This window comes from Affinibrenneria salicis (assembly GCF_008710095.1).
In genome coordinates this window covers 44,933-57,599 of record NZ_VYKJ01000017.1, presented here as the reverse complement: position 1 = coordinate 57,599, position 12,667 = coordinate 44,933, and the positions used below count along the sequence as shown (strand labels likewise).

At 58.3% G+C, this 12,667-nt stretch carries 11 protein-coding genes; 4 read left to right on the top strand and 7 right to left on the bottom strand.

What is annotated here, in order from left to right; translation table 11 throughout:
* Positions 1 to 166 precede the first annotated feature (166 nt).
* Both guaA and guaB read right to left on the bottom strand, forming a co-directional pair.
* Positions 167 to 1,744, bottom strand: a complete 1,578-nt coding sequence (gene guaA, locus FJU30_RS23635; RefSeq protein ID WP_150437419.1) for a glutamine-hydrolyzing GMP synthase — start codon at positions 1,742 to 1,744, stop codon at positions 167 to 169.
* 137 nt (positions 1,745 to 1,881) lie between these two features.
* Positions 1,882 to 3,345: an IMP dehydrogenase gene (gene guaB / locus FJU30_RS23630; protein ID WP_150437418.1), complete on the bottom strand. Its 1,464-nt coding sequence runs from the start codon at positions 3,343 to 3,345 to the stop codon at positions 1,882 to 1,884.
* A gap of 171 nt (positions 3,346 to 3,516) precedes the next feature.
* Between guaB and xseA the strand changes: the two genes are divergently transcribed.
* The 4 genes from xseA (at position 3,517) to FJU30_RS23605 (ending at position 7,206) form a co-directional block, all read left to right on the top strand.
* Positions 3,517 to 4,893 (top strand): exodeoxyribonuclease VII large subunit, encoded by a 1,377-nt coding sequence (gene xseA / locus FJU30_RS23620; protein WP_150437417.1) that lies wholly within the window; start codon positions 3,517 to 3,519, stop codon positions 4,891 to 4,893.
* Between the two features lie 77 nt (positions 4,894 to 4,970).
* Positions 4,971 to 5,999 carry a M4 family metallopeptidase gene (locus FJU30_RS23615; RefSeq protein WP_150437416.1) on the top strand — a complete coding sequence of 343 codons (1,029 nt, stop codon included), beginning with the start codon at positions 4,971 to 4,973 and terminating at the stop codon, positions 5,997 to 5,999.
* On the top strand, positions 5,996 to 6,328 hold the full coding sequence (locus FJU30_RS23610) for a protealysin inhibitor emfourin (RefSeq protein ID WP_150437415.1): 333 nt from the start codon (positions 5,996 to 5,998) through the stop codon (positions 6,326 to 6,328). Before FJU30_RS23615 ends, FJU30_RS23610 begins: the two co-directional genes overlap by 4 nt.
* A gap of 251 nt (positions 6,329 to 6,579) precedes the next feature.
* On the top strand, positions 6,580 to 7,206 hold the full coding sequence (locus FJU30_RS23605) for a YbhB/YbcL family Raf kinase inhibitor-like protein (protein WP_150437414.1): 627 nt from the start codon (positions 6,580 to 6,582) through the stop codon (positions 7,204 to 7,206).
* A 239-nt stretch (positions 7,207 to 7,445) separates the two neighbouring features.
* Here the strand turns inward: FJU30_RS23605 and FJU30_RS23600 are convergent, their stop codons facing one another.
* The 5 genes from FJU30_RS23600 to hisS form a co-directional block, all read right to left on the bottom strand.
* Positions 7,446 to 7,667: a zinc ribbon domain-containing protein gene (locus FJU30_RS23600; RefSeq protein ID WP_150437413.1), complete on the bottom strand. Its 222-nt coding sequence runs from the start codon at positions 7,665 to 7,667 to the stop codon at positions 7,446 to 7,448.
* 272 nt (positions 7,668 to 7,939) lie between these two features.
* On the bottom strand, positions 7,940 to 9,430 hold the full coding sequence (gene der, locus FJU30_RS23595; RefSeq protein ID WP_150437412.1) for a ribosome biogenesis GTPase Der: 1,491 nt from the start codon (positions 9,428 to 9,430) through the stop codon (positions 7,940 to 7,942).
* 134 nt (positions 9,431 to 9,564) lie between these two features.
* Positions 9,565 to 10,746 carry an outer membrane protein assembly factor BamB gene (gene bamB, locus FJU30_RS23590; protein ID WP_150437411.1) on the bottom strand — a complete coding sequence of 394 codons (1,182 nt, stop codon included), beginning with the start codon at positions 10,744 to 10,746 and terminating at the stop codon, positions 9,565 to 9,567.
* A 10-nt stretch (positions 10,747 to 10,756) separates the two neighbouring features.
* Entirely contained in the window at positions 10,757 to 11,377 is a 621-nt protein-coding gene (locus tag FJU30_RS23585) for a YfgM family protein (protein WP_150437410.1), read from the bottom strand.
* Between the two features lie 13 nt (positions 11,378 to 11,390).
* The gene (gene hisS, locus FJU30_RS23580; RefSeq protein ID WP_150437409.1) at positions 11,391 to 12,665 is read right to left on the bottom strand and encodes a histidine--tRNA ligase; all 1,275 of its coding nucleotides are present in this window, start codon (positions 12,663 to 12,665) and stop codon (positions 11,391 to 11,393) included.
* Positions 12,666 to 12,667: the final 2 nt, after the last annotated feature.

The following is a 12,667-nucleotide window of genomic DNA, read 5'->3' as shown; positions in this document are numbered from 1 at the left end:
ACCGTCACCTGCGACGGTATTTTTTCAATTTAGTACAAAAAAATGACGGTATCAGAGCGTGGATTCCGATGGATTTTCATGGCTCACAAAAGAAAAAATCGCCAGTAAATCCTATGATTTTACTGGCGATTTCAGACGTTAGCGGAACTCAGTGGATGCTAACCCCTCACTCCCACTCAATCGTCGCCGGCGGCTTGCCGGAGACGTCATACACCACGCGGGAAATACCGTCCACTTCGTTGATGATGCGGTTGGAAACACGGCCGAGGAAATCATACGGCAGGTGCGCCCAGTGCGCGGTCATAAAGTCGATGGTTTCTACCGCACGCAGCGAAACAACCCAATCGTACTTACGGCCGTCGCCCATCACGCCGACGGAACGTACCGGCAGGAAGACAGTGAAAGCCTGGCTGACTTTGTTATACAAATCAGCCTTGTGCAGTTCTTCAATAAAGATCGCATCAGCGCGTCGCAGCAGGTCGCAGAACTCTTTCTTCACTTCGCCCAATACGCGCACGCCCAGACCCGGCCCCGGGAACGGGTGACGGTATAGCATGCTGTGCGGCAGCCCCAGCTCCAGGCCGATTTTACGCACTTCGTCTTTAAACAGTTCTTTCAGCGGTTCAACCAGACCGAGCTTCATCTCTTTCGGCAGGCCGCCAACGTTATGGTGAGACTTGATGACGTGCGCTTTACCAGTTGCGGAGGCGGCGGATTCGATAACGTCGGGGTAAATGGTGCCCTGAGCCAGCCATTTCACCTCGGACTGTTTACACGCTTCTTCATCAAACACTTCAACGAAGACGCGGCCAATCGTTTTGCGCTTCACTTCCGGATCGTCGATTCCCGCCAGAGCGGACAGGAATCGCTCTTCCGCCGGAACATGGACAATGTTCAGACCGAACTGATCGCCAAACATCTCCAGCACCTGGTCGGCTTCGTTCAGGCGCAACAGCCCGTTATCAACGAATACGCAGGTCAGACGTTTGCCAATGGCGCGGTGCAGCAACATGGCGGTAACCGAGGAGTCCACCCCGCCGGACAGACCGAGGATCACATGGTCATCGCCTACCTGCTGGCGAATGCGGGCTACCGCATCGTCAATAATTTTCGCCGGCGTCCACAGTGCTTCACACTGGCAGATATCGCGCACAAAACGTTCGAGCAGGCGCTGCCCCTGGCGGGTATGCGTGACTTCAGGATGGAACTGAACGCCGTAAAAACGCTTCTCTTCGTTGGCCATAATGGCAAACGGGCAGGTATCCGTGCTGGCGACGGTAACAAAATCGGCGGGAATCGCCGTCACTTTGTCGCCGTGACTCATCCAGACATCCAGCAACGGTTCGCCCGCCGCGCTGACGTCATCCTTAATGTCACGCACCAACGCGCAATCCGCCTTGACTTCCACCTGCGCATAGCCGAACTCGCGCTCGCTGGAGCCTTCTACATGACCGCCCAGCTGCATAGCCATCGTTTGCATGCCGTAGCACACGCCCAATACCGGCACGCCAGCCTGGAATACATACTCCGGCGCGCGCGGACTGTTGAATTCGGTGGTGCTTTCCGGTCCGCCGGAAAGGATGATCCCGCTCGGGCTGAATTCGCGAATCTGCGCTTCTGTGACATCCCATGCCCAGAGTTCGCAGTACACGCCGAGTTCACGCACGCGGCGAGCCACCAGCTGCGTATATTGCGAACCGAAATCCAGAATAAGAATGCGATGTTGATGAATGTTTTCTGTCATGAGAGGCGTATTCCAAATACGGAGAAAGCGGCAAAAATAGATGAATGAGTTTACTGACAAACTCGCCTGACGTCACCTCCGATCGGCCCGCGCGCGGCGCTTAACCACGCGCGGGCCGGTTCGGAGGTCATGGAGAGTTAGCCCATGCGGTAGTTCGGCGATTCTTTCGTGATCGTCACGTCATGGACGTGGCTTTCCTGAATCCCGGCGCCGCTGATGCGAACGAATTCGGCTTTGGTGCGCAGCGCGTCAATCGTGCCGCATCCGGTCAGACCCATGCAGGAACGCAGGCCGCCCATCTGCTGATGCACGATCTCTTTCAGGTGGCCTTTGTACGCAACGCGGCCTTCGATCCCTTCCGGCACCAGCTTGTCGGCGGCGTTATCGCTCTGGAAATAACGGTCGGACGACCCTTTGGACATCGCGCCCAGCGACCCCATGCCGCGGTAGGATTTAAAGGAGCGGCCCTGATACAGTTCGATTTCGCCGGGAGATTCTTCCGTACCGGCCAGCATCGACCCCACCATGACGCAGGCGGCGCCGGCGGCAATGGCTTTGGCGATGTCGCCGGAGAAACGGATACCGCCATCGGCAATTACCGGGATGCCCGTACCTTCCAGCGCGTCAACCGCATCGGAAATCGCGCTAATCTGCGGCACGCCCACGCCGGTGACGATACGAGTGGTGCAGATGGAGCCAGGGCCGATACCGACTTTAACCGCGTTAACGCCCGCTTCCGCCAGCGCTCTGGCGCCTGCGCCGGTCGCCACGTTGCCGCCGATAATCTGCAGATGCGGATATTTAGCGCGCGTATCGCGAATACGCTGCAGCACGCCTTCGGAATGACCGTGCGAGGAGTCAATCAGCAGCACGTCTACGCCAGCCGCGACCAGCGCATCGATACGTTCTTCATTACCTTCGCCGGCGCCGACCGCAGCACCGACGCGCAGACGACCGTGTTCGTCTTTACAGGCGTTCGGTTTACGTTCCGCTTTCTGGAAATCTTTTACCGTAATCATGCCGAGCAGATGGAATTGATCGTCGACCACCAGCGCTTTCTCGACGCGTTTCTCATGCATTTTCTGCAGCACGATATCGCGCGCTTCGGCGTCTTTTACCGTCACCAGACGTTCTTTCGGCGTCATAACCGCCGAAACAGGCAGTTCCAGATCGGTAACAAAACGCACGTCGCGACCGGTGATAATGCCCACCAGTTCATTATTAGCGGCCACTACCGGATAACCGGCAAAACCGTTGAGTTCGGTCAGGGCCTTGACTTCGCGCAGCGTGGTTTCCGGCGTAACCGTCTTTGGATCGACCACTACGCCGCTTTCGTGTTTTTTCACCCGGCTGACTTCTGCCGCCTGACGCTCAATCGGCATATTTTTATGGATGAAGCCCAGCCCGCCTTCCTGCGCCAGCGCAATCGCCAGACCAGACTCGGTAACGGTGTCCATGGCGGCGGACAGCATAGGGATATTCAGACGAATGGTTTCCGTCAACTGCGTGCTCAGATCAGCGGTGTTAGGCAGAACGGTAGAATGGGCGGGAACGAGCAGAACGTCATCAAAGGTCAGTGCTTCTTTTACGATACGTAGCATGTGCAATATCTCACCAAAGTGGATGGAGGGAATAGATAAAATATTGCCGAGGCATTATACAGAGCGTAATCGCTTGCCTCCAGCTTTTTTTGCAAAAAAGCTTGATTACCCCATCAGGCCAGGTAGTATCAGTCAATTAAGTCGCTGTTTTGAAATTTGATCTGACTCACAATGTCACAATCTCCCGCCTCTGCTATTTTTACCGTCAGCCGTCTCAATCAGACGGTGCGGCAACTGCTGGAAATGGAGATGGGCCAAATCTGGCTCTCCGGCGAAATATCCAACCTTGCGCAGCCCTCTTCAGGCCACTGGTACTTCACGCTGAAAGATGAACGGGCGCAGGTGCGCTGCGCCATGTTTCGCAACAGTAATCGTCGGGTGACTTTCCGCCCGCAGAACGGGCAGCAGGTACTGATTCGCGCGACCATCACGCTGTACGAACCGCGCGGCGACTATCAGCTGCTGGCCGAAAGTATGCAGCCCGCCGGGGATGGTCTGCTGCAGCAGCAGTTCGAACAGCTAAAGCAGCGTCTCGCCGCAGAAGGCCTGTTCGAACAGCAGTTCAAGCAGGTTTTGCCCAGCCCGGCCAGGCAGGTCGGCGTGATCACCTCCGCCAGCGGCGCGGCTTTGCATGATATCCTGCAGGTGCTGCAGCGGCGTGATCCCTCGCTGCCGGTGGTGGTTTACCCCACTGCGGTGCAGGGCAACGAAGCGCCGCAGCAAATCGTGCGAGCGATTGAACTGGCCAACCGGCGTAATGAGTGTGACGTGCTGATCGTCGGCCGGGGCGGCGGTTCGCTGGAAGATCTATGGAGCTTTAATGATGAACGGGTTGCCCGCGCGATCTTCGCCAGCCGAATTCCGATCGTCAGTGCGGTAGGACACGAAACCGACGTCACCATTGCGGATTTTGTCGGCGACCTGCGCGCGCCCACGCCCTCCGCGGCGGCCGAACTGGTCAGCCGTAACCAGCTGGAGCTGCTGCGCCAGATCCAATCCCAGCAGCAGCGGCTGGAAATGGCCATGGATTATTACCTTGCCCGGCGCAACCGAGAATTCACCCGTCTGCATCATCGTCTGCAGCAACAGCACCCGCAGCTGCGGCTGGCGCGTCAGCAGACTCTGCTGCTGAAACTGCGCCAGCGGCTGGATGACGGCATTCTGCAGCGCTTACAGCTGGCGCGCCGCCAGAGCGATCGCCTGCAACAACGTTTAAACCAACAGCAGCCGCAACCCCGTCTCTATCGCGCACGGCAGAGTCTGCAGCAATGGCACTACCGGCTGCAGCAATCGATCACTGCGCATCTCAGCCGACATAAGCAGGATTTCGCCACCGCCGCCGCGCGTCTGGAGTCGGTCAGTCCGCTGGCCACGCTGGCGCGCGGCTATAGCGTGACGCGCGCGCCGGACGGCGCCGTTGTGAAGCATACCGCCCAGATCGCCGCCGGCGACATACTGAAAACCCGGCTGCAGGATGGCTGGGTAGAGAGCGAGGTCGTGCAGGTCAGCGCGGATAAAAAAACGCGTAAGTCGCCCCGCTCAGCCTGATCTATCCCGTCACGCGACGTATTTTCCTCCGGCAACTATACTTTAACGAAGTAAACCGCTCGCGAAGGAGACACGTCATGACGCACTCCCGACTGACGGGGATCGTCCCCCCTTATATTCTGAGTAATATCATCGCCTATGGTTCGAGCCGGCAGCAGGCCTGCGCCCGCCACACGCTGACCCATGTGCAGACGCTGATGGCGCAGCATCACGACAAGTCCGCACCGGCGCAAACGGCTGACGGCGGCCAGCCGGAACGTGAAATTTACGATGCGCAGCGGACGCAGAATTTACCGGGAATGTTGGTTCGCAAGGAAGGACAAGCCGGCACGAACGACGAGGCCGCAGAGGAAGCCTGGCGGTATATGGGCATCACCTACGACTTTTTCTGGCAGGCGTGGCGGCGTAACTCGCTCGATCAGCGCGGGCTGGTGCTGAAAGCCTGCGTACACTACGGCAAAGACTATCAGAACGCCTTCTGGAACGGCCAGCAGGTGGTGTTCGGCGACGGAGACGGCGAGATTTTCAATCGTTTTACCGCCGCGCTGGATATCGTCGCGCATGAGCTGGCGCACGGCGTGACGGAGATGGAGGCCGATCTGATTTATTTTTCTCAGTCCGGCGCGCTGAATGAGTCGCTGTCGGACGTCTTTGCCGCACTGACCAAACAATTCCACCGCGGGCAGACGGCCGTGCAGGCAGACTGGATCATCGGCGAAGGGCTGTTGGCTCCGGGGATCAACGGACGCGGCCTGCGATCGATGTCCGAACCCGGTACGGCCTACGACGACCCGCTGCTGGGCAAAGATCCACAGCCTGCGCACATGAACGAGTATATTCAGACTCGCGAAGACAACGGCGGCGTACATCTTAACTCCGGCATTGCCAACCGCGCGTTCTATCTGGCCGCCCGGGCGTTGGGCGGCTACGCATGGCAGCAGGCCGGTTATGTCTGGTACGACACGCTATGCGATGCCGACCTGCCGCAGGATGCGGACTTCGCCACCTTCGCGCAATTCACCGCAAAACACGCGCAAAAGCGCTTCGATCAGCGGATAACGCGCACAATTGAGGAGGCCTGGCGACAGGTCGGCGTACTGCCATGAAACCGGTCCCGCTTCTGACCGACGATGCGGTGATTGAACTGGCGCGCGAAGGCGGCGTGGCCTGGCTCCCTAAACTCGCCGCGCGGCGCCGCTTTGAACTGGCGCATCTCGCGCCCGACGAACGGCAGAAAGTGCGTCGGTTGCTGAACCAGGTGCTGCCGCTCGGCGCGCCGCCTGGTCGGGAGAACCGCGCGGGCCGCGGCGATCAGTTCTACTATCGCATTCAAATCAGCTACCTGACGCCCCGGCATGAAGGCGAGATTCTGCTGCTGATCCCGGAGAGCCTGGCGCCTGCCGAACTGGAAACGCTGTGGCGCGACGGCGAATAATATCGCATAAGATGTTACATATCGCTTACCCTGCTATCCTTCCGCCTTATTGTATTAACCTGTATTGTGCGGTACGAGCCAATGATAAGTCCCTGGCCTATTTTATCGCCGGTCTTCTCCTGAACGGCGGAGAAGAAATTAGCGAAGGGTTCGGCGCCGCAAACAAAAAATTAACGCACCGAGACTTATCCGGCCATTATACTCGCCTCACGCGCGTACTCCTGTACCACTCACCAAAGAGAGGATCAGCCATGAAATTAACCAGCCAAAACTTCACTGATGGCGCGCCTATTCCGGGTGAATTCGCTTTCGCGGTTGCGGATGACAAAAATCACCTGGCGCTGTCCAACAATAAGAATCCCCATCTGGCCTGGGATGACGTGCCGGCGGGGACAAAATCATTTGTTCTGCTTTGTCATGATCCCGACGCGCCATGCTCTACCGACGATGTCAATCAGGAAGGACGCCAGGTTGCGGCAAGCCTGCCGCGCGTTAACTTCACGCACTGGGTGCTGATCGATATACCGGCCGACGCGCGCGCGATCGCCGCAGGCAGCCACAGCGCGCAGATCACCGCGCGGGGTAAACCGGCGCAAGCGCCGGGCAAGGGAATGCGCCACGGTATTAACGATTACACCAGTTGGTTCAGCGGTGACGAGCAAATGAACGGGGACTACTACGGTTATGACGGCCCCTGCCCGCCGTGGAATGACGAACTGGCGCACCGCTATATTTTTACGCTATACGCGCTCGACACGGCTCGGCTGAACGTGGAAGGGAAAATCTATCGGGACGATGTGCTGGCGGCAATAGACGGGCATGTGCTGGCGCAGGCCAGCCTGATCGGAAGCTACAGTCTTAACCCAGCCGTCCGCTAAACGCGCGGGTTCGGCCAGCCCGATGCAGTCCGGCTCCGACGACGCGGGGCGGCGGATTCAGTGTCCGACCACGCTGGCTAACGGCTGTGGTCGTCACAGCCATCGCCTATGGCCTGCGCCGGCCTGCCGCCACTGGCGGACAGCAAAGCGGCCAGACGGCCGTGGCGCAGCGTCAGATCTGGCCAGCCGTCGGTTCAGCCAGGCGGGCCGTCTTCGGACGGCCCGCCTGATCGTTGCGGTTAGTGCGGTTGCGCAGTAAACAGCACGCGTTTTTTAGAAATCAACCCGTGCCCATGCTGACAAAAGTAATTCACTGCGCCGCAGGCCTGTAAGCGTTCCAGAGGTCGACGGCAATCCGGACATAGCGCCAGCCGCCCGAACGTCTGGCGGCAGACATCACAGTGAAAGCCGGTTTCCGCGGCCGTCAGCTCGCTGCCACACGTTGGACAGTCTTGCGTCATTGTTATCTTATCTCCCGTCTCATTAGCGGCGCGCGGTCCACGGACGCAAATAGCGCATCCATCCGCCCACCGCTATCGTTCCGGTTAAAAAATCCGCCATACGTCGGCCCAGGGTCGCTGACAACGTCGCCGATTAGCTCTGGATAGCCGGTCCGGTCGCACAGAGGGCCGCTCCGGCGGCTAACGCCGTTAGGCCCGCTTGCCGCGCTCTCGCGAATAACAAACATTGTCATCAGCCTGAGGACGCGATAAGGCAATCCATTCACAGTCAGTTATTTTTTCTTCAGGTGCTGCATCAGTCGCTTACGTTTACGCAGCTGGTTAGGGGTCAGCGTATTGCGGCGGTCCGCAAACGGATTCTCCCCTTCCTTGAACTGAATGCGAATCGGCGTGCCCATCACATCAAGCGAACGACGGTAGTAGTTCATCAGGTAGCGTTTATAAGAATCCGGCAGATCCTTCACCTGATTGCCGTGAATAACCACAATCGGCGGATTATAGCCGCCGGCATGCGCATATTTGAGTTTCACCCGACGCCCGCGAATCAACGGCGGCTGATGATCGTCAATCGCCATCTGCATAATGCGCGTCAGCAGAGAAGTGCTGACGCGGCGGGTGGCGCAGGAGTATGCCTCGTTCACCGATTCGAACAAGTTGCCCACGCCGCTGCCGTGCAGTGCGGAAATGAAATGCACGCGGGCAAAGTCGATGAACCCCAAACGCAGATCGAGCATTTCTTTCACCTGCTCTTTCACGTCCTGATCCAGCCCGTCCCATTTGTTGACCACAATTACCAGCGAACGGCCGGTATTAAGAATAAAGCCGAGCAGAGACAGATCCTGATCGGAGATGCCTTCGCGGGCATCGATTACCAGCAGCACCACGTTGGCGTCTTCTATCGCCTGCAGCGTTTTAATAACGGAAAATTTTTCTACCGTCTCAGTGATTCTGCCGCGTTTACGCACGCCCGCGGTATCGATCAGCACGTACTCCCGTTCGTCTCTGACCATCGGGATATAAATACTGTCGCGCGTGGTGCCCGGCATGTCGTACACCACTACCCGGTCTTCGCCAAGGATGCGGTTGGTGAGCGTCGATTTGCCGACGTTCGGCCGCCCGACAATCGCCAGTTTTATCGGCAGATCCTCGGGATTAAAGTCGTCTTCCGCTTTATCGTCCGCTTCGCTCTGCTGTTCGGCCAGCTGCTGCTCCCAGTAAGCGGCGTTTTCTTCTTCCTCGCTCAGAACCACCGCTTCCTGCTGCGGCTCGGTTTCGGTCAACGGCAGCAGAACGGTTTCAATCAGCGCGGTCACGCCGCGGCCGTGCGAGGCGGCGATGGAATAGACATCTCCCAGCCCGAGCGAATAAAAGTCGCTGACCGCCACGTCCGGATCGATCCCATCCGTTTTATTCGCCACCAGGAACGTGGATTTCTGACGGCTGCGCAGATGACGGGCAATGCCGATATCGGCCGGCATCAGGCCGGCGCGCGCATCGACCATAAACAGCACGATATCCGCCTCTTCAATCGCCACCAGCGATTGCCCGGCCATATGGGTTTCCACCCCGTCTTCCGTACCGTCAATACCGCCGGTATCGACGATAATAAATTCATGCCCTTCCACTTCGGCACGACCATACTTGCGGTCACGCGTCAGCCCCGGGAAGTCCGCTACCAGCGCATCACGCGTACGCGTTAAACGGTTAAACAGGGTGGATTTCCCCACATTTGGGCGTCCGACCAGCGCGACGACAGGTATCATTGTTACAACCTCATTACTTAGATTTCAATATGTTACAGCACTATCTTTGCTGACAACAAAATACGAAACGGCTCCTGATGCTGTCAGGAGCCGTTCAGCGTTCACACTTTGCGCGAACCAGAGACGAGCCTGGATTAACGGGTAAAGGCGTAGACCTCGCCGTTTTTCGCCTGAATCAACAGCTTATCGCTGGCGACCACCGGCGTGCTCAAAAAGCCGGCGCTGTCGACTTTTTGCTGAACGACAAAACGACCGTCTTCGGTATTCAGCCAGTGCAAATAGCCTTCCGAATCGCCCGTCACCAGGTAACCATTATACAGCACCGGCGCGGTCAGGTTGCGGTGCAGCAAATCGCTCTGACGCCAGAGGTTAACGCCGCCGTTAGTATTCAGCGCAATCACCCGGTCATTCTGATCGACCAGGTAAATCCGATCGCCGTCGACGATGAAATCATGCACCGAACCCAGCTCACGTTTCCACAGTACCTGACCGGAGCGCAAATCCAGCGCGGTCATCGTGCCATTATACCCCAGCGCGTACACCACTTCACCGGACACCACCGGCGTGGTATCGACATCGTTCAGACGATCGATTTCCGTGACGCCGCCCGGCTGGGAGATGCGCTGTTGCCAGATCAACTGCCCTTCGCTGATCATCACCGCATTGACGCGGCCGTTATCGCCGCCGACGATGGCGGCGCCAAAGGCCGTGGTAGGCGCCGATTCGCCGCGCAGCGACAGAGTCGGCATATCCAGGTTAACCGTCCATTTAACCGCGCCGCTCGCTTCGTCGAGCGCCTGCAGCATACCGTTACTGGTATGCACCAGCACAACGCCGCCATCGACTACCGGCCGCGACAAAACTTCTCCGGCTACCCGACTCTGCCACGCCTGAGTACCATCCTCCGTGTTCAGCGCATACACCTGGGCCTTTTCACTGCCCACATAGAGATGATTGCCCGCGACCGTCAGGCCGCCGGACAGCAGAGCGGGACGATCGGCAGACAGCAAACCGGTCTTCTCGGCCAGGCTGATGCGCCACAGCTCTTTGCCGCTATCGATATCCAGCGCTTTTACCATCCCCTTGCGATCGGCGGCAAAGGCTTTGGTATCCTGCCACGCCGGGCGCAGATTAGAGTAAAAATCGCCTATGCCGCCGCCAACAGAACTGCTCCACACTTTAGTCGGTGTGAACTGATTCTCTACCTGCGGCAAAGGCGACATTTTAACCACATCTTCTTCGCTGTTAAATAATGAACATCCGCTCAGCAGGGCAACAGAAACCAGTCCTGTCAGAAGTGTTTTACGCAATTGCATGGAATTCCTCTTAGCTGGACAGGTTATTCAGTTTCAGACGCAGCATAGCCTGCAGCGCCTGCGGAGGATTGGCGTCAAGCCCGGCGGTATACGCTTCGCGCGCCGCCTTATTATCCCCTTTGCTTAGCAGAGCATCGCCGCGCACCTCGGAAGCCATCGCTGACCAGCCAGGCAACGTTACCGTTTCCAGCGTTTTCAGCGCCGCATCCGCGTTCTTTTCCTGCAGCTGCAGCCGCGCCAGACGCAGGTTGATCAACGCCAGCAGGTTGGCGTCTTTGGTTTGTGCCTGAGCCTGCTGCAGTTGCGCGCCGGCTTTAGCCAGATCATTCTGTTCGACGTAATAATGCGCCAGCTCCAGCGCAGTCAGCACGCCGTAATTATTTTTGTTTTCGACGGCAAAACGTTCAGCCGCGCTGACGCCTTCCGGCTTGCCGGAGGCCAGCGAGCTGCTGGTCTGCTCAAACGCCGACGACGACGTCATCATGCTGTTGGTCTGATGGCTTTGCCAGTAGCGCCAGCCGACCAGCGCACCGATCCCCAGGACCACACCCACCACCAGCGCCTTACCATTTTCCGCCAGAAAGCGGCGCAGCGCGTCAACCTGTTCATTCTCTGTGGTATAGACTTCCACGGTGCCCTTCTCCTTAACCCAGTAGCGTTGTCAGCCGCGCGGCGACGTCGCTCTGCGCCAGTGTTTCCTGCTCGCCGTTGGTCAGGTCTTTCACCACCACCTGACCGGCGGCGACTTCGTTTTCGCCCAGCACCAGCGCAACGCGTGCGCCCCATTTATCCGCACGGGCGAATTGTTTTTTAAAATTGCCGCCGCCGTAGTTGGTCATCAATTTCAGCGTCGGCAACTGGTCGCGCACCTGTTCGGCCAGCAGCATGGCCGCGTTTTGCGTGCCGGCGCCGGACGAGATCAGATAGACATCAACGCCGGGTTCGGCGCGAAAATCTGCATTGACCGACTGCACCAGCAGGACCAGACGCTCCATCCCCATGGCGAAACCAATGGCCGGCGTCGCGTGGCCGCCCAGCTGCTCGACCATGCCGTCATAGCGTCCGCCGGCGCACACCGTGCCCTGCGCGCCCAGACTACTGGTCACCCATTCGAAAACGGTGCGGTTATAGTAGTCCAGACCGCGAACCAGACGCGGATTGACCTTATATGGGATACCGGCCCGCGTTAAAAGTTCACCCAGCGCGGCAAAGTGCTCGCGGGATTCGTCGTCCAGATAGTCGGTCAGTTCCGGCGCATCATTCAGCAGCGCCTGCACCTGCGGGTTTTTAGAGTCCAGCACGCGCAGCGGGTTGGTGTACATGCGGCGCAGGCAGTCTTCATCCAGTTGATCTTTATGCTGTTCCAGAAAAGCGATCAGCGCCTCGCGGTAGCGCGTACGCGCCGCCAGCGAACCGATGGAATTCAGTTCCAGCGTAACGTGTTCGGCAATGCCCAGCGCTTTCCAGCAGCGCGCGGTCAACAGGATCAGTTCCGCATCGATATCCGGCCCCTGCAAACCAAAGACTTCACAGCCTAACTGATGAAACTGACGATAGCGCCCTTTCTGCGGACGCTCATGGCGAAACATCGGCCCGAAGTACCACAGACGCTGCTCCTGGTTATACAGGATGCCGTGTTCGATCCCCGCCCGCACGCAGCCAGCCGTTCCCTCGGGACGCAGCGTCAGGCTATCGCCGTTGCGGTCCTCGAAGGTATACATCTCTTTTTCCACCACATCGGTCACTTCGCCGATAGCGCGTTTAAACAGCGGCGTCTGTTCCACAATGGGTAAACGGATTTCGCTGTAGCCGTAAGCGCTCAGCACCTGTTTCAGGCTAGCTTCAATACGCTGCCACAATGCCGTATCGGCGGGCAGGTAGTCGTTCATGCCGCGAATGGCCTGGATGTTTTTTGCCACGT

Bases quoted from the DNA above. Each gene is read 5' to 3' on its own strand.
- FJU30_RS23600 (WP_150437413.1), bottom strand. From the start codon at position 7,667: ATGACGCAAGACTGTCCAACGTGTGGCAGCGAGCTGACGGCCGCGGAA.
- FJU30_RS23615 (WP_150437416.1), top strand. From the start codon at position 4,971: ATGACGCACTCCCGACTGACGGGGATCGTCCCCCCTTATATTCTGAGT.
- FJU30_RS23605 (WP_150437414.1), top strand. From the start codon at position 6,580: ATGAAATTAACCAGCCAAAACTTCACTGATGGCGCGCCTATTCCGGGT.
- guaB (WP_150437418.1), bottom strand. From the start codon at position 3,345: ATGCTACGTATCGTAAAAGAAGCACTGACCTTTGATGACGTTCTGCTC.
- xseA (WP_150437417.1), top strand. From the start codon at position 3,517: ATGTCACAATCTCCCGCCTCTGCTATTTTTACCGTCAGCCGTCTCAAT.
- bamB (WP_150437411.1), bottom strand. From the start codon at position 10,746: ATGCAATTGCGTAAAACACTTCTGACAGGACTGGTTTCTGTTGCCCTG.
- guaA (WP_150437419.1), bottom strand. From the start codon at position 1,744: ATGACAGAAAACATTCATCAACATCGCATTCTTATTCTGGATTTCGGT.
- der (WP_150437412.1), bottom strand. From the start codon at position 9,430: ATGATACCTGTCGTCGCGCTGGTCGGACGCCCAAATGTGGGGAAATCC.
- FJU30_RS23610 (WP_150437415.1), top strand. From the start codon at position 5,996: ATGAAACCGGTCCCGCTTCTGACCGACGATGCGGTGATTGAACTGGCG.